The 16538-nt window shown below is 72.0% G+C and carries 19 protein-coding genes; 11 read left to right on the forward strand and 8 right to left on the reverse strand.

Features of this window, described 5'->3' with window-relative positions:
- Positions 1 to 79 precede the first annotated feature (79 nt).
- The 5 genes from PV341_RS19375 to PV341_RS19395 form a co-directional block, all read right to left on the reverse strand.
- Positions 80 to 874, reverse strand: a complete 795-nt coding sequence (locus PV341_RS19375) for an SDR family NAD(P)-dependent oxidoreductase (protein WP_500327158.1) — start codon at positions 872 to 874, stop codon at positions 80 to 82.
- An 85-nt stretch (positions 875 to 959) separates the two neighbouring features.
- Positions 960 to 1535, reverse strand: a complete 576-nt coding sequence (locus PV341_RS19380; RefSeq protein ID WP_500327156.1) for a TetR/AcrR family transcriptional regulator — start codon at positions 1533 to 1535, stop codon at positions 960 to 962.
- Between the two features lie 84 nt (positions 1536 to 1619).
- The gene (locus tag PV341_RS19385) at positions 1620 to 2138 is read right to left on the reverse strand and encodes a P-loop NTPase family protein (RefSeq protein ID WP_500327154.1); all 519 of its coding nucleotides are present in this window, start codon (positions 2136 to 2138) and stop codon (positions 1620 to 1622) included.
- A gap of 59 nt (positions 2139 to 2197) precedes the next feature.
- Positions 2198 to 3499: an amidohydrolase family protein gene (locus PV341_RS19390; protein WP_500327152.1), complete on the reverse strand. Its 1302-nt coding sequence runs from the start codon at positions 3497 to 3499 to the stop codon at positions 2198 to 2200.
- Between the two features lie 130 nt (positions 3500 to 3629).
- The gene (locus PV341_RS19395; RefSeq protein ID WP_500327150.1) at positions 3630 to 4085 is read right to left on the reverse strand and encodes a winged helix-turn-helix transcriptional regulator; all 456 of its coding nucleotides are present in this window, start codon (positions 4083 to 4085) and stop codon (positions 3630 to 3632) included.
- A gap of 86 nt (positions 4086 to 4171) precedes the next feature.
- On the opposite strand from PV341_RS19395, the gene PV341_RS19400 reads away from it, so the two are divergent.
- Together PV341_RS19400 and PV341_RS19405 are read left to right on the forward strand one after the other, a co-directional pair.
- Positions 4172 to 4897: a DsbA family oxidoreductase gene (locus tag PV341_RS19400; protein ID WP_500327148.1), complete on the forward strand. Its 726-nt coding sequence runs from the start codon at positions 4172 to 4174 to the stop codon at positions 4895 to 4897.
- 118 nt (positions 4898 to 5015) lie between these two features.
- A complete protein-coding gene (locus tag PV341_RS19405) occupies positions 5016 to 5672 on the forward strand; it encodes an FMN-dependent NADH-azoreductase (RefSeq protein WP_500358524.1) in 657 nt (218 codons plus the stop codon).
- A gap of 101 nt (positions 5673 to 5773) precedes the next feature.
- Here PV341_RS19405 and PV341_RS19410 read toward each other — a convergent pair whose 3' ends face one another.
- Positions 5774 to 6616, reverse strand: coding sequence for a helix-turn-helix transcriptional regulator (locus PV341_RS19410; RefSeq protein WP_500327144.1), 843 nt, complete (start codon positions 6614 to 6616; stop codon positions 5774 to 5776).
- 102 nt (positions 6617 to 6718) lie between these two features.
- Between PV341_RS19410 and PV341_RS19415 the strand changes: the two genes are divergently transcribed.
- From PV341_RS19415 to PV341_RS19440, 6 genes are all read left to right on the forward strand, one after another.
- Positions 6719 to 7522 carry an SDR family NAD(P)-dependent oxidoreductase gene (locus tag PV341_RS19415; protein ID WP_500327142.1) on the forward strand — a complete coding sequence of 268 codons (804 nt, stop codon included), beginning with the start codon at positions 6719 to 6721 and terminating at the stop codon, positions 7520 to 7522.
- Positions 7523 to 7643: 121 nt separating this feature from the next.
- Complete coding sequence (locus PV341_RS19420) at positions 7644 to 8135, forward strand: FBP domain-containing protein (protein WP_500327140.1); 492 nt, start codon at positions 7644 to 7646, stop codon at positions 8133 to 8135.
- Between the two features lie 87 nt (positions 8136 to 8222).
- Entirely contained in the window at positions 8223 to 8648 is a 426-nt protein-coding gene (locus PV341_RS19425; RefSeq protein WP_500358526.1) for a hypothetical protein, read from the forward strand.
- Between the two features lie 435 nt (positions 8649 to 9083).
- Positions 9084 to 9680: a TetR/AcrR family transcriptional regulator gene (locus tag PV341_RS19430; protein ID WP_500327136.1), complete on the forward strand. Its 597-nt coding sequence runs from the start codon at positions 9084 to 9086 to the stop codon at positions 9678 to 9680.
- Positions 9677 to 10519: an alpha/beta fold hydrolase gene (locus PV341_RS19435; RefSeq protein ID WP_500327134.1), complete on the forward strand. Its 843-nt coding sequence runs from the start codon at positions 9677 to 9679 to the stop codon at positions 10517 to 10519. The genes PV341_RS19430 and PV341_RS19435 overlap by 4 nt, the downstream gene beginning before the upstream one ends.
- A gap of 123 nt (positions 10520 to 10642) precedes the next feature.
- A complete protein-coding gene (locus PV341_RS19440; protein WP_500358527.1) occupies positions 10643 to 11560 on the forward strand; it encodes a hypothetical protein in 918 nt (305 codons plus the stop codon).
- Between the two features lie 72 nt (positions 11561 to 11632).
- Here the strand turns inward: PV341_RS19440 and PV341_RS19445 are convergent, their stop codons facing one another.
- Positions 11633 to 12181, reverse strand: coding sequence for a YciI family protein (locus PV341_RS19445; RefSeq protein ID WP_500358528.1), 549 nt, complete (start codon positions 12179 to 12181; stop codon positions 11633 to 11635).
- Positions 12182 to 12321: 140 nt separating this feature from the next.
- The gene (locus PV341_RS19450) at positions 12322 to 13632 is read right to left on the reverse strand and encodes an FAD-dependent oxidoreductase (protein ID WP_500358530.1); all 1311 of its coding nucleotides are present in this window, start codon (positions 13630 to 13632) and stop codon (positions 12322 to 12324) included.
- Positions 13633 to 14217: 585 nt separating this feature from the next.
- Between PV341_RS19450 and PV341_RS19455 the strand changes: the two genes are divergently transcribed.
- From PV341_RS19455 to PV341_RS19465, 3 genes are all read left to right on the forward strand, one after another.
- Positions 14218 to 14709, forward strand: coding sequence for a cupin domain-containing protein (locus PV341_RS19455; protein WP_500327129.1), 492 nt, complete (start codon positions 14218 to 14220; stop codon positions 14707 to 14709).
- Positions 14710 to 15074: 365 nt separating this feature from the next.
- Positions 15075 to 15758 carry a hemerythrin domain-containing protein gene (locus tag PV341_RS19460; protein WP_500358531.1) on the forward strand — a complete coding sequence of 228 codons (684 nt, stop codon included), beginning with the start codon at positions 15075 to 15077 and terminating at the stop codon, positions 15756 to 15758.
- Positions 15759 to 16221: 463 nt separating this feature from the next.
- Positions 16222 to 16538 (forward strand): AraC-like ligand-binding domain-containing protein (locus tag PV341_RS19465; RefSeq protein WP_500358532.1); only part of this gene is annotated, 317 nt, incomplete at its 3' end.

Consider the following 16538-nt stretch of genomic DNA (forward strand, 5'->3'; position numbering starts at 1 on the left):
CTCGACAACGGATTCTCAGGTTGGTCGCTGGGCGCGGTCTCGCACCGCCGCCCGGGGCAGGACGGGCCGCGCCCCGCGTTCAGAGCGTCTTGATCTGGCCGCCGTCGATGAGCACCTCGGCCCCGTTGATGTTGCCCGCCACCGGCGAGGCCAGGAAGACGGTGAGGTCGGCGACCTCCTGCGGCTCGGTGATCCGGCCCGAGGTGATGCCCATGCTCTGGGGCACCACGACGTCCAGGGCCTCCTGCGCCGTGGTGCCGGCGGCCGCGGCGGTGGCGTCGGCGAAAGCGCCCGGGGCCGTCCAGAACGGCGTGCGCACCGGGCCGGGGGAGATCGCGTTGACGCGGACGCCCTTCGGCGCGAACTCCTCGGACAGCGACTTGCTCAGGTTGGTCAGCGCGGCCTTGGCGGCCGAGTAGTCCACGACCATCGGGAAGGGCGTGCGGGCGTTGATGGAGCTGATGTTGACGATCGCCGCACCGTCGGCCTCGGCCAGGTGCGGGAGCGCGGCACGGCTGGCGCGGACGGCGCTGAAGAAGGTCAGGTCGAAGATCCGCTGCCATTCGGCGTCGGTGACCTCGAGGAACCCGCTGCGCGGTTCGGCGGCGCCGACGTTGTTGACCAGGATGTCGATCCGCTGGTGGCGCTCCACCGCGCGGCGGACCAGGGTCTGCGCCCCCTCCGGTGCCGCCAGGTCGACGGGCACGATCGTGACGTCGTAGGTGGTCGCCAGCGCGTCGAGTTCGGGCGTCGAGTTGCGGCTGCCGGCGACGACGCGGACGCCTTCGCGGGCCATCGCCTCGACGACGGCCAGGCCGATGCCCTTGCTGGCTCCGGTGACGACGGCGACCTTGTTCTTGAGGTGCAGTTCCATGAGGAATCCTTTGTGGATTGATCAATACAGAATTATGGCAAGCGGAAGCCGGGCCCACACGGTGTGCGTCGGAGCCCGACCGCGGTCAGCCCAGGGCGCGCATCGCCACCGCGAGGGCGTCCTCGACGAAGGACCGCCCGAGACGCGCCCGGCCGACGACCCGCAGGCCCTGGACGAAGGTGGTCAGGAAGCGGGCCAGCTCGACCGGGTTCTTGTCCGGCGCCAGCTCACCCCGCGACCTGGCCCGCTCCAGGGCTCCCGCCAAGGACGACTCGACCTGCCGCATCGCCGCGACGACACGTTCGGCAGCCGGGGGCCTGCCGCCGCACTCGGTGGCGGTGTTGACGACGAGGCACCCCCGCGACGGATCGGTCAGATCCGCCTCGATCATGGCGACGAGGACCTGTCGCACCGCCGACCGGATCTCGGTCGCGTGCTCGAGGATCTTCACGAGGTCGTCCGCCTGGAGGGCGGAGTAACGCTCGAGGGCGCGGAGGTAGAGCTGCTCCTTCGAGCCGAAAGCCGCGTAGAAGCTGCCGCTTCCGATCGACAGCTCGTCGAGGAGGTCCTGCAGGGCGGTCTCGGCGTAGCCGCGACGCCAGAACAGGTCCATCGCGCGGTCGACCGCTTGGTCGACGTCGAACTCCCTGATCCGTCCCATGCCGGAAAGCCTAGCATGATTCTGGATTGCTCAATAAAGTAAGCGTTCCGGGGGAGGCCGCGCGCGCCGCGGTCCTGACCGGGCTCAGAGGGATGCCAGCCAGGCCGCGGTCTCGTCGGGGTGGCCGAAGCGGAGGACGTCCAGCGGCGCGAAGCGGGGATCGCCGGCGCGGCGCTCGATCTCGAGGCGACGGCCCGCGTGCTGGGACCAGGACCACCAGGCAGGATGCTCCCGGCTCAGCCAGCCGGTCAGGGTTTCCCTGTTGCCCCCGAAGATCGCCTCGCGCGTGACGGTGCGCCGCACGGAGCGGCGCAGGACGCGCGGCATGATGACGCGCCTGGGGTAGTCCAGCCACACCACGGTGTCGGCCCGCCCCCACAGCAGGTCACGAACGTCCGGATAGCCGAGGGAGTCGACCACCCAGCGGGGCCCGGCGGCGAACCCCGCCACGTCCTCGGCGAACGCGCCGTTCACCGCCCAGTCGGGACCGTTGAAGTACAGCGCGTCCATCTCGTGGTACGTCAGGCCCAGTCGACCGCCCACCGCACGGGCGAGCGTGGACTTGCCCGCGCCCGTGGCGCCCACCACCAAGATCCGTTCCACGACCGTGCACCCTACCCCGGGCCGCCGCGGTGCGGGCGGTCGCAGATGCTCGTGACGGGTCAGCCGGCCCTGTTCGGATCGAAGCCGTACCGGCGATCGCGGACGGCCGCCACGACCTTGGCGACCCGGGCGTCGAAGGCGTCGAGCTCTTCCGTCTCGGCCGCGTCGGCGACGAACGCACGTCGGTCACACAGGACGCCTGCCCGCCAGATCCGTTCGATGGCCCGGGTCGCGGTGACGTCGGTCAACGGGTCGCCGGACACGAGCACGAGGTCCGCGCGCCGACCGGGTGCGACCTGCCCGCGGTCGGCGAGGCTGAACACTCGTGCCGGAGCGGCGGTCGCGGCGTCCAGCGCCTGAGCGGGCGTCATGCCGCAGCGGCCGAGCAGCTCCAGTTCCCGGTGCAGACTTGCCCCGAACACGGTTCCCGGGTTCGGGGCGTCGGTGCCGGCCAGGACCGTGACGCCCGCGTCGACCAGGCGGCCGACGTTCTCCTCGGCACGGGAATAGGGCGGCATCGCCCGCCCGTGCCGCCCAGACGCGCCAGAGGTCAGCCGCCGCGCCTGCGCGTCCCCGAGTGCCGCGGCAAGTCGGGGGTCGCCGGCCACAGCGGCCCCGCCTGGTTCGCCCAGGACGTTCTCGATGGTTGCCAGCGTCGGGCCGACCGCGATTCCGGCCTCGGCGATCCGCTCGGCCAGCGCTCTGTCCAGTTCGCCGTCCACGGGCACGTGCGCGATGACGTCGATGCCCGCGGACATGACCTCGCCCATCCCGGCCACGGAGTGGATGTGCGCGACGACCACGAGTCCGCGACGATGCGCTGCCTCGGTCACCGCGGTGATCGTGGCCAGGTCCAAAGACGGCATCGTCCGCGGACCCGCGGTGCCCGAGGGGCCGAAGACCTTCACGTGGTCCGAGCCTTCGGCGACGCGGTCCGCGACGAACTGCTCGGCCTGCTCCGGGCCGGTCAAGGTCGGGAACGGGGCGTACATCGCGGAGGGATGCCCGCCGGGAGCAGTGGCACCGATCCCCGCGGAACGCACGTCGGCCACGTCCGGCCGAGCGGCGGCCTGTTGCTTGGCCACGGCCATCACGTCGGCCTGGCTGAACATGTCCAGTGCGGTGGTCACACCGAAGGTGAGCCCCTGCGCCAGCGCGCCGGGCACCAGGTGGATGTGCGAGTCGATCAGCCCCGGCAGGAGGGTGCCGCCCTCCGCGTCGATCACCTCGTCGCCGTCCTGGGCGGTGGGACCGGTGGCGCAGTCGGTGATGATGCCGTCGGCGAACCGGACCGACGTCCAGTCCCGCAGCCGGGTGCCGTCGAAGACCCTCGCGTTGACGATCGCCGTTGCTCCGGTCACGGGGCCCCTCCCGAACGGATGTATGTGGTGGTCAGGGGCGGGGCAGCCGCCCTCCCCGATGGCGCCAAGCATCGCACCCGCGCCGGCGGCCCTCGCCATCCGGCTCCGGACATGATCGGCCGGTCAGGTCCTACCCGGTCCGCTCGTCGTATGTCTGCTGGTGGCGGCGGATCTCCGCGTGCCGCTCGGCCGACCAGGCCGCCAGCTCCAGCACGGTGGACAGCAGGGAGGTGCCGAGCCCGGTCAGGGAGTACTCGACGCGCGGCGGCACCTCGGCGTACGCGGTCCGGTCGACCAGGCCGCTGCGCTGGAGCTGCTTGAGGGTGAGGGTGAGCATCCGCTGGGAGATGCCGGGGATGGCGTGCGCGAGGTCGGAGTAGCGCACGGGTCCGTCGGAGAGGGTGCCGATGATCAGCACGCTCCACTTGTCGCCGACCAGGTCGAGGATCTCGCGGATGAGGTCCGCGTCCCCGTCGCCCCAGTGCGCGCACGGGCCGGGGACGCGCCGCACGCTCGCCCGCACGTTGGTGCGTCCCTGCCGCATCTCGCCGCCGGTGCCCACGTCCGCCACCTCTCCCACGACCACGCACATCAATGTGCCTTTTGTATCGCTTCTCACACTAATGCAGAGTGAGGCTACGAACAGAAAGTGAGTTTCGAGAGGGGCCCACCATGCAGATCGACTTCTGGTCCGACATCGTCTGCCCGTACTGCGGACTGGCGGACAACCGGCTGCGGCTGGCGCTGGAGCGTTTCGAGCACGCCGGAGAGGTACGGATCGTCCACCGCTCGTTCCAGCTCCACCCCGACCTGCCCCGTGAGGGCATCACGCAACGGCGGCTCCTGGAGAAGCACGGGATCTCCGTGTCCAGGGGCGAGCAGATCTTCGCGCCGATCGAGCGCGCCGCCCGGGACGAGGGGCTGGACCCCTACCACGCGCTGGAGCGGACGCTGGGGCCGACCGACTACGCGCACGAACTCCTCGCCCTCGCCACCGACCAGGGGCGCGGCGGCGAGGTGTGGACGGCGATGTTCCGAGCCCACTTCGGGCAGGCGCGCGAGCTGTGGACCCGCGAGCAGGTCCTCGACTTCGCCACCGAGGCCGGCCTCGACCGCGCGGAGGCCGCGGAGGCGCTGCGCGACCGGCGCTACCGGGCCCGGGTGGACGCCGACCAACGCGAGGCCGAGCGCCTGGGGGCACGCGGGACGCCGTTCATGATCCTCGACGGCACGTACGCGATCCCCGGCGCCGTCGGCGTCGACGAACTCCTGGCCGCGATGACCAGGGCCTGGGAGGCGGCGCACCCCGAGCCCCGGCCGCTGCGGATCCTCGGCGCAGCGGGCGCGGCCGCCTGCGGCCCCGACGGCTGTGCGGTCCCCCGGCCCCCCGCTCCCTGACGACACTGCCTCAGACGACACGACCTCACCGGGGCCCGCCCACACCCGCGCGCCGGAACCCGGCCGACGGACCACCACCACACCCGCACACCCGCACCACAGCGAGAGAGTCACCACCATGTCCTACCTGCTGCGCATCGACGCCTCGGCCTCCGGCGACGCCTCCGTCTCCCGCCGGGTCGCCGATTCCTTCACCGCCGCCTGGGCCGGCGACGTCGTCCACCGCGACCTCGCGCTCGACCCCGTCGGCCACCTGGACGCGGCCGGCATCCTGGCCCGTACGACCCCCGCCGACGAGCACACCCCCGAGCAGAAGGCCGCCGCCCTGCTCCAGGACGAACTGGTCGAGGAGTTCCTGGGCGCCGACGCCTACCTCTTCGCCGTACCGCTCTACAACTACGCGATGCCGTCGGTCTTCAAGGCGTGGCTGGACCACATCATGATCGTCGGCAGGACGATCGGGCTGCCCGGTTCCGCTCCCACCGCCGGCCGCCCCGCCGTCGTCGTCTCCGCCCGGGGCGGCGGCTACGGTCCCGGTGCGCCCCAGCACGGGAAGGACTTCCTGATCCCCGCGCTGGAGACCATCCTCGGCGATCCGCGGCTGATGGCCCTGGACGTCCGCCCCATCACGCCCGAACTGACGTATGCGCCCACGGTGCCGTCGCTCGCGCACCTGCTCCCGGAGCACCGCGCCTCACTGAAGGATGCGCACGCGCGGGCGCGCCGTCAGGCGATGGAGGTCGCCGCGCTCACCGCCACCCGGTCGGCCACCTGACCGGCACGAACTCCTTGAGCGCCCCCAGGCCCCTTGGGCCTGCCTCGGGCCGGTCGGCGAGGTCGACGGGGTGGTCCTGCTTCCGGGGCGAGGCGGCCCGGTCAGAGATGCGGCGCGGCGTTCCAACTGGCCAGGAGGGGCAGGACGCGGGCGGTGGAGGAGTCGGGTTCTGCGGTGTAGACGACGAGGCGCTGGTCGGGCTCGTGGGGCGCGCGGACGATCTCGATGTCGAAGGACATCGGGCCCGCCGTGGGGTGCTGGACGCGCTTGGTCACCGACGCGTAGTCGCGGACGGCGTGGTCGTCCCACCAGCGGGCGACGTCGGCGTCGGTGGTGCGCAACTCGTCGACCAGCGCGGTGAGGCGGTTGTCGTGCGGGCGGCGGGCGGTCTCCCGGCGCATCGTGGCGACGGTGGCCGAGGCGAAGTCCTGCCAGTTCACGATCCGTTCGCGGGCGACCGGGTCCTGGAACATGTAGCGGACGAACGACGTCCCCGGCTCCAGCGGACGGCCCAGCACCTCCACGAGCAGGGCGTTGCGGGCCAGTACCTCGCCGCGGTGGCCGAGCAGCAGGACCGGGACGTGGTCGAGCGTGCGCATCAGCCGCAGCAGCCCGGGATCGGGGCGCTGCACCGACTGCGGGGTCGCGGCCCGCCGCCGCACGGTGGGTGCGGCGAGGTCGCGCAGATGCGCGTGCTCGACCTCGTCCAGGCGCAGCGCCCGGGCCAGCGCGTCGAGCACCTCGTCGGAGATGTTGGCCTGGCGTCCCTGTTCGAGCCGGCTGTAGTAGTCCGGGCTGAGGCCGGCGAGCACGGCCAGCTCCTCGCGCCGCAGCCCCGGCACCCGCCGGGCCCCGGGGAACGCTTCGATGCCCGCCTGGGAAGGGGTGATGCGGTCCCGGCGGGAGCGGAGGAACGCCCCGAGCGCGGCGCGGTCGCGTGGCATGGCTCCAGGGTAGGCGGCACGCCGTCGCCCTGGGTGGTGCTGCCATGCCCAGGTACGTCCTGACCTGGCCCGATGCCGGCGGGCCGCCGTAGACAGGGACCCATGACCACTTCTCTTCACATCACAGACAGCACACCCGCCACCCCCGGCTCCCGCCTCGCCGGCCGCACCGCCGTGATCACCGGCTCAACCAGCGGCATCGGTGCGGCGATCGCCCGCACGCTCGCCGGCGAGGGCGCCCACGTCGTCGTCAGCGGCCGGCAGGGATCCCGCGGCGAGGGCGTCGTCGAGGACATCCGGCAGGCCGGCGGCCGGGCCGGCTTCGTCGCGGCGGACCTGGCGGGCAGCTACGAGCAGCTGCGGGCCTTCGCGGCGGAGGCCACCGAGGTGCTCGGCGGACGCGTCGACATCCTGGTCAACAGCGCGGGCATCTACCCGGCGACGGCGACCGAGGACCTGCCGGACGCCGACCTGGACGCCATGCTCGCGGTCAACGTCCGCGCTCCCCACGTCCTGGTCGCCGCGATGGCGCCGGCCATGGCCGAGCGGGGCAACGGCGTCATCGTCACCATCGGCTCCTGGATGGCCCGCGTCGGCAGCCCCTACGCGGCGATGTACACCGCGACCAAGGCAGCGGACGAGCAGCTCACCCGGAGCTGGGCCGCGGAGTACGGCCCGCGCGGCGTGCGGGTGAACGCCGTCGCGCCCGGGGCGACCCTCACGCCGGGCAACGAGGCGGCCCGTGCGGAGCTCGAGGCGATGACCGCCGCCACCCCGGCAGGCGTGGTGATCAGGCCCGACGACATCGCCAAGGGCGTCCTGTACGTCGCCAGCGACGATGCGGCCATGGTCCACGGCATCACGCTCTACGTGGACGGCGGAATCTCCGCCACCCGCCCGAACTGACCCCTCCGGCGGCCCCGCCGCCTTCCCGGCGGCGGGGGCGCGGGAACCAAAGCCTTCTTACCATCCAGCGATGTTAATTAAGAACTTGCCTAATCACTTTAGGCAAACTAGCCTGCCGCCCATGAAGCCGTTGACCGAGCAAGAGATCCGTAGCGCGTTCGTGAACTGCACCAAGGGCGAGGCCAAGCGCCTCTTCGTCCCCCGTGACCTGGCCGAGCAGCCCTGGGACGACCTGGACTTCCTCGGCTGGCGGGACCCGCAGGCCCCCGACCGCTCCTACCTCGCCACCGAGCTGGACGGCCGCACGGTGGCCCTCGCCCTGCGCACCTCGGGTCCGGCCTCCTGGCAGGCGCGGCTCGGCATGTGCTCGATGTGCCTGACCACCCACTCCGGGGGCGTCTCACTCATGGTCGCAGCGAAAGCCGGCAAGGCCGGGCAGCAGGGCAACACCGTGGGCGCCTACATGTGCCGTGACCTCGCCTGCCCGCTGTACGTGCGGGGCATGAAGGACGCGGGCGTCGGCGCGCGGCTCCACGAGACGCTCACCCTGGAGGAGAAGATCCAGCGGACCGTCGCGAACCTCGCCGCGTTCATCGCCAAGGTCACCACGTGAACGAGGTAGCGGCACCGGCCGACTGTCGCTGACCTGCGACGACCGGTTACGCTCCCGCAAGATCACGCAGCTCGGGGTGGGGGCACCATGGACAAGAAGCACGCACTGGTCCTGGGAGCGGCGGCAGCACTCGTCGCCGCCGTGCCGGCCACACTGGTGGTGCACCGCCACGTCGAAGCGGCGGAGCGGGCGTCGCTTGAGCGAGCGGCCCAAAAGGTCTTCCAGCACGACGCCGACCTCCCCACCGCGTATTGGCGGAGGGACGAACCGCAAGCGGACGTGATGTGGGACGGAGCCGTCTCCACCGCCCACATCCAGCAGGTCGAGATGGACGGCGACCGGGCCAAGGTGTGGGTCGACGAGTCCACGAGGCCGTACGCCACCGACCGGTTCGGCAAGACCCACAGGGCCGATGTCCCCTGGGTGAGCTCCCACCTCTTCGTGTTCGAGCCCGCAGGGGACGGCTGGCGCCTCGCCGAGGACCTCACCACGACCGAACGGGACAACGGCTGACATCGCCGGTGGCACCGCCTCCCGGGGGCCTGCAAAGTCGCCCACCCGGGACGCCGCATGCGTCAGGGACCGATGTCGCCGGGTGGGCCGTCGACGACCAACGCCATGGCCATCGCCGCGTCCGCCACCTGTGCCGCGACACGACGCCGGCCCGGTGAGGGCGTCGACCCGACCGTCGGCCCGTGGTCCACACCGTCCTCCCGGTCTGAAGGGCACTGCGCAAGGACCCCGCCCGCACCACCTCGGGGTGGAGAACGCGTGCCGCCGCGCCGGGAAGCTGCTCGGACGGCGATGAGTGCGCCAGGCCACCGCGCCGCCACCGTCGGCCACGGCACACCCCACCCGCTCCTCAACCGCCCCTGCGCCGATACCCCTTCGCGCACCCTAGGACCCCTAGGCTACAATGAGGGATCCTAGGAATCAGTGGGAGGGTCCATGGTGCGAGCCGGACTGACGGCGGAACGGGTGACGGTCGCGGGCGCCGAGCTGGCGGACGAGGTCGGCCTCGACCAGGTGACCATGTCCCAGGTCGCCCGGCGGCTCGGCGTCAGGGACGCCAGCCTCTACACGCACGTCCGCAACCTTGAGGACCTGCGCGGACGGATCGCGCTCCTGGCCGCCGACGAGAAGACCATCCGCATCGCCGAGGCCACCGCGGGCCGGGCCGGCAAGGACGCGCTCATCGCGTTCGCCAACGCCTGGCGCGAGTACGCCCACCAGCACCCCGGCCGCTACACCGCGACGCAGACCCCCCTGCAGATCGACCCCGAACTGGCCGCCAAAGCCCCCGGACCACGGCGCGCCGTCGAGCTGACCTATGGCATGCTCCGCGCCTACGGACTCGCCGAGCCCGACCTCACCGACGCGGTACGCCTGCTGCGCAGCACCTTCCACGGGTTCGTCGCCCTGGAGGCCGCCGGCGGATTCGCCCACCGGCGCTCACCGCAGCAGTCCTGGCTACGCGCCCTCGACGCCCTGCACCACCTCCTGGAGCACTGGCCCGCATCCCGAGAAGGAGAAGCAGCCCCATGACGAGCGCCCCCTCCACCGGCAGCCTGCGCGTGAACGGCGCGACCCTGCACTACGAAGTACGCGGCCGGGGCCCCCTCCTGCTCCTGATCCCGGGCGGAACCGGCGGGGCCGCGACCTTCGACGACATCGCCGACGACCTGGCCACCGCGTACACGGTCGCGACCTACGACCCGCGTGGCATGTCCCGCAGCACCCTCGACGACCCCGACGCAGAACAGCACGTCGCCGAACACGCCGACGACGCGCTCCACCTCCTCGACCTGCTCTCGCCCCACGAACCCGCCCGCGTCTTCGGCGCCAGCTCGGGCGCGATCACCGCCCTCCACCTGCTCACCACCCACCCCGGACGCGTCGCACGCCTCGTGGCGCACGAACCGCCGGTCGTGGACGTCCTCCCCGACGCCCCCGAGCACCGCGCACTCGTCGACCGCGTGCAGGACACCTTCCGCGCCCAAGGCCTCAAGCCGGCGATGGCCGCGTTCGCCGAGGGCATGAAGAAGGACGACAACACCACCGACCCGGAGCCCGCGATCGAGCTTCCGCCACGAGCGGCGGCGCGGGTCGAGCGGACCATGGGCAACCTGCCCCTCTTCGTCGGCCGCATCGTGCCCGCCTTCATGTCCTACGCCCCCGACACCGGCCGCCTCAAGGCGCTGTCGGACCGGATCGTGCTCGCCGCCGGCCAGGACTCGCGAGGCGAGCTCCCCCACCGCGCGGCGGCCTCCCTGGCCGAGCACCTCGGCACGGAACTCCGGTACTTCCCCGGCAGCCACATCGGCCTGACGACCCACCCCACCGCGTTCGGCGAGCACCTCCGCGAGGCCCTCGGCACCCGGTAGACCCGCGTCCCCGACCCGATTGGGCGCGGTGCGGCTGCGGGGCGGCCGGGGCGGTTGTTCGATGGGCGGCAACGGTCCCCGGCGCGCCCCGTGCGGGGCCGACGGCCGGGCAGGTGGTGCACCGTGGCAGGCAAGGACGCTCCCGCCGACCTCGACTCGGTCGCCGACGAGCTGTACCGGCTGCCGCCCGCGCAGTTCACCGCCGCCCGCAACACGCACGCCCAGGCCGCCAAGAAGGCCGGCGACCGGCCCCTCGCCGACCGGATCGCGGCCCTGCGCAAGCCGACCACCTCGGCCTGGGCCGCCAATCTGCTGGCCCGCGAACGCCGGGACGAGATCGGGCCGCTCCTCCGGCTCGGCGAAGCACTGCGGCAGGCCCACCGCAGCCTGGACGGAGGACGGCTCCGCCGGCTCAACCGGCAACAGCGGGAGCTCGTGCAGGCACTGTCCCGGCAAGCCGCACAACTGGCCGCGGAATCCGGACAGCCCATCACGGGCCAAGCCGTGCAGGAAGTGGAGGAGACCCTGCACGCCGCACTCGCCGACCCCGACGCCGGCGCGGCGTTCGCGGAGGGCCGCCTGACCAAGCCACTGTCGGCGACCGTGGACATCACCGGCCAGGCCACCACCGCCCAGGGCACGCACCGCACACCGAAGCCGCCACGGACCGCCGAGGACACCGCGCGGGCCCGCCGCGAGGCCGAGCGACAGCGCCGACGCGAGGATGCCGAGCAGGCCGGACAGCACGCCCGCCGGGCGGAGCAGGAAGCCGCGGCCCGGGAAAGCGAGGCAGTTGCCGCCCGGCAAGGCCTACACGCCGCGGACCGGCACCGCGACGAGGCTCAGGCCCGCCTCGACGAACTGCTCGGGCGGGTCAAGGACGCCGAGCAGACCGTACGGGCAGCCCGCGACGGCCAGGGCCAGGCCCGGCGACTGCTGCGGGAGGCCGACAAGGCCGCCCGCGACGCCCGTCGCCGGGCCCACGAAGCGGCCGCCCACGCCGATCGGCTGACCGCACGCCTCGACGATCCGGACCCCTGACCGGAACACTGGAGGGGCACGTGCAGGCTCCGCGCTCCCAGCCTGACGGCCCGGCGCCCCGCCTGCCTCACATCACGACCGGCCGCCGCACTGCCAGTTGTGGACCTCGATCCCGGCGTACGCGTCGGGGGTCAGGACAGCGCGTGCGGCATCCTCGTCCGGCGCCCGGACCAGTGCCGCCGTCCCGAGCCACGTGCTGCCGTCGTCGGACAGCAGGGGCCCGAACGCGATGAGGTCGTCCCGCAAGGGCGGCACCACGAGGTCGGCTCCTCCGCCCGCGCCGAGGCCGAGCACCAGGTACCGGTTGCCGCCGGAACGGCCACCGGGGAAGTCCCACATGGTGCGCCCCAGCAGGTTGCGCCACCGGCGCAGCAGCACGTCCCGGTACACGCCCGACTGGTAGCCGGGCTCGTCGAAGGCGAACGCGCGGGCAGCGGCAGCGTCCGGCAGGTCGACCATGTGCACACTGCCGGTGGGCTCGCCGTCCCCTGCGGTGAGGGTCGGGCCTCGGGCGATCATCTCCTTCTCGTACTGGTCCATGTACGACCAGTGCTGCTCCAGCAGCTCTTGACGCAGCGTCAACGAATTGGGCCGGTCACGGTGGTAGCAGAAGAACTCCATCCGCACACTCTCCCCCAGCGCAGGCCCTGCCCGCTCGGCGCGCGGACCCGGAACGGTGAGCGGGGACCACGACGGCTGCGGCAGCGTGGTCACACCGGCCGCGGCACCGTCGACACCGTCGTGGACGTGGCGTGCGCGGCTCAGGAGTTCGCGGACTCCCGGACGTTCACGGCGATGGCCCGCTCGAGGAGGGCGGGGGCGGCGAGCGACATGGGATGGGCCAGGCCGTAGAAGACCGCCGCGCTGGTTTCGGCGATCGTCACGTCCGTGAGCGAGGCCTGTGCGAGCTGAGCCATGGCCCAGCGCTGGCGCTGCACGTCCTCGGGCACCTCGGCCCCCTCGATCGCGTCGCGGAGGGCGGCGTCCGAACCGGCCGAGACCGCCCACATGGCGTCGACGGCCACTTCCTGCAGGGCGAAGAACTCGGTGGCCGGTTCGCCGGTTTCGACGCCACCGCCCAGGTAAGCGGACAGGCAGGAGGCGTGGAGGGCGGCGGACATCATGCCCTGCCCGTAGGTGGCGTTCAGGGAGGCAACCGCGTCGCCGACGCCGACCAGGCCGGCGGGGTAGCGCGACAGCCCCGCGAAATCACGGCGCCGGCTGTCCGCCTGGTGGAAGGTCAGGACGTCACGGGTGACGGCGCCGTCGGTCACCTCCCCGAAGGGATGCGGCAACTTCTCGCACAGCGCCCGGAACTCCTCGATCGACCGGGGAGGCCGGCCCTCCGCGTAGGTGGTGAGCCCCACGAGCCACTGATCGTCTTCGACGGGCTTGGCCAGGGCCACGGCCAGGCCGTCCGGCCCGGGCGGCAGCGTGAACCGTGCGCCCGTGAAGGACGGCTCTGCCCTGTGCCGACCGGTCCGCTCGAAAAGCGCCGTCGCGTAGTGGGCCCCGGTCTGCACCCGCTGCAGCCGGGGCCTGTCGAAGCCCGCCTGCTCGACCCAGTCCGAGGACTTGGAGGCGCGCCCCATCGCGTCCACCACGAAGTCGGCGGGCAGCGCGCCGGCGACACCGTCGACGACGTACCGCACGGCGTCCACCGCACCGTTGTCGCCGTACTCCAGGCCCGTGGCCTGTGCCGCCATGGTCCGCACGTTGGGCAGGGCCAGGACCCGGCTGCGGATGCGCGACTCGAGGAAGGGCCGGGTACAGAAGAGGAACTCGGTGTCTCCTGTGCGGAGTTGCTCCCTGCCGTCGACGTACATGGTCATGCGCTGGGGCCCGAGCAGGACGCCGCCCAGTTCCTGCGCCTCCCGCGTGAATCCCGGCAGCCACCGCTCCAGTTGTACGAGCCCGGCGGCCTGCAACCCGTGCACCTGACGGTCGTGGGGCACGCCCGCACGAGGGCGTCCCTCCACATTCGTCTCGTCCCGCTCGACGATCACAACGGTCCGGGCGTGGTCCGCGAGGACCCGGGCCGCCAGAAGGCCGGCGACACTGCCACCCAACACACACGCAGTGTCGAACAGCATGGGGGGATGCTCGGGCACGTCCGACCTGACGATCCTGTCGTACACGGTCATGGGCGAGACAGCCACACATTCTCCTTGGCCCCCGATGGCGACGCGCACCATCCTTGGGCTTCTCTCAGTGATCGGCCTGCGCTCGGCCGAACCATCTCTGCGCGAGCTACGGTCGCGACCATCCGCCTGGGAACAGACATCCCGTCAAATGCATCGAGAACAGGGCCCGTTGCCTTCGAACTGCGAACGCGCGTCGGAGCGTACGGCAAGCTGCTTGATGCAGCAAGCATATGTGCGACCCGCGCGGGCGGTGGGCCCGCCGGGGTCCCTGACGCACCCCCCTCAGCTGTGTGGCCCGGCGCTTGAGCCGGCGCGTCCCGCAACGATTGACGGCCCAACCAGCCGCGCCCACCACCTACTTGACGAGGCAAGTTGACTCATGGTTACTTGACGCCGCAATGACTGCGCGGCCTCGCCGCCCCTTCCCCCTCTCATCACGGCCGGGACTCCCGGCGATCCACGCATGCGGCGACCCCGCATGCGCGATCCCGCGATTTCGCACAGGAGCGAGAATTGGCAACCCCCGAGCAGTACAAGAGCGGTGCACTGTACGTCCGTTCCACCGAGGGACCCGTCAAGTGGGTGGCCGGCGACGAGTACACCATCAAGGTCAGCAGCAAGGAGACCGACGGCCGGCTCGGCTTCGTCGTCGCCACCGTGCCCCCGGGCAACGGACCGATAGCGCATCTCCACGAGCACAACGACGAGGCGTTCTACGTCCTCGAGGGCGAGCTGGAGTTCCTGGACGGCGAGAACACCTTCGTCGCCTCGGCGGGTGACTTCGTCTTCGTTCCGCGTGGCGTGCGGCACCGGTTCAAGAACATCAGCGACCGCGAGGCCAAGATGGCATTCTTCTTCACCCCGGGCGGCCCCGAGAACTTCTTCCTCGACTTCGGGGACGACCCGCTGCCCGGACACTCGCCGCGCCTGTGGACCCCGGAGGATTTCACTCCGGAAATGATCGCGGTCAACGAGGCCATGGGGAACATCGTCCTCCCCGAATGAGGGGTCCGGCCCCGCGGCCGGATGCGACAGCCGTCCGACGGCCACCACGACCCACGCCCCTCCGCCCCACCAGCGGGGACGGGGTCAGACGACCCATGCCGCAGCCGCGACGCAGGGGCATTTGACGCATGCGGCAGCCCCGGCACCACTGCCACAGTGTCCTGGGCAGCGGACGAGGCCTCTGACCTGCACTGACCCCTGCCCTGATCACCCTGCGCATTCCGTGGCACCCGGTGGCACCCGCCGGGTGCCACTGCAGACGGACCCGTATGCCACCGGACCGCCGGCCCACGCGCAGGGCCATGCCCGACACGGGCCGCGTCACCCCCTCCCGGGATGCCAGGCGGCCGCACAAGGAAGAGACAATGGCTCCACTCGTCAACGAACCCATGGCCGATACGCGCGACATGTACATGGCCCATACTGCGCTGCGCCGCGAGTTCAGGCTGCTTCCCGACCTCATCCGGTCCGTCGCGCCGGGCGACACCCGGCGCGCGGAGGTCGTCGGTGCCCACGCGGCGCTGGTGTGCCGGGTCCTGCACACGCACCACGAGGGCGAGGACCTGCTGCTGTGGCCCAAGCTGGCCGAGCGCGCCAGCGTGGATGCGGAGGCCATCGTGCCGACGATGGAGCAGCAGCACCACGCCATCGACGCACTGCACGGCGAGGTGACCGGACTGCTCGGGGGATGGCGTTCCACCGGGCGGGGAGGCGAGGAGCTCGCGGACGCGTTCGAGCGGCTGTTGACCGTGCTCGTCCGGCACATGGCACTGGAGGAGAAGGAGATCCTGCCGCTGGCCGCGAAGTACGTGACCGCTGCGGAATGGCACCAGCTCGGCGAGCACGGGATGGCGAGCACACCGAAGAAGGACCTGCCGCTCGTCTTCGGCATGGCGATGTACGAGGGCGATCCCGAGACCATCAAGGCGGTGCTGGCGACGGCCCCGCTGCCCCTCCGGCTGATCGTCCCCGTCCTGGGACGCCGCCGGTACGCGTCCCACGCCCGGCAGGTCCACGGAACGGTCAGGCCGGCGCGCGTCGGTTCCTGACGCACCCGACGGTTCCCCGGCCGGGACCGGGGCGCCAGGACCGAGGCACGGCCTCGGCCCTGGCGCCGGCCCGGGGGGCGGCTCATGCGCATGCGGGCGGAAGCGTTCGCTCTCCTTGCCGGACCCCTCTCCCGCCGAATACGACGGCACAATCCCGCCCTATTACGACTCCATTCGGCATGGGATTCGCGCAGGTGAATCAATTGTGACATTTCTCTCAATACGCATTCCGCATGCATATCGCCTTGTGTGACAAATGTCCCAATAGCAGGAATTCGTGTTTGCGGATGTCCCCACAATGTCTGCGGGTGTCCCGCACTCCCCGCCGGAAGGGCCGCCGATGGCCCCGGCAGGACCCTACGGTGGCCGCGATGGGGGTTCCCCGAGTGGGCCGCGCGTGACGCGGAAAGCGCCGCCTGGGCCCCGGGGAACCGGGCAACTCCTCACAGTTCGCGAGGACATCGTGATCGAAGCATTCTGCACGGACATCCAACCGCCCGCCGAGCGGGCCGAGTACTGGAGGGACGCCGTACGCAGGGCGTTCACCCGCCTGGAGATCCGCACCCAGGGAGCGGCCGAGCTCCACGGGGCGATACGCCGGGCCTGCGTCGCCGGCGTCCAGGCCGGGTTCCTCGAGGCGAGCCCGCAACGGATGGCGCGTACCGCCCCGCTCATCGCCGCCGACGGCGACGGCTCGCTGATCGTGAGCCTGCAACACACCGGCGGCAGCGTCGCGGCCCAGGACGGCCGCGAGACACCGGTGGCCGCCGGCGAACTCGT

It is taken from the genome of Streptomyces sp. PA03-1a, assembly GCF_033792805.1.
Lineage (GTDB): Bacteria > Actinomycetota > Actinomycetes > Streptomycetales > Streptomycetaceae > Actinacidiphila.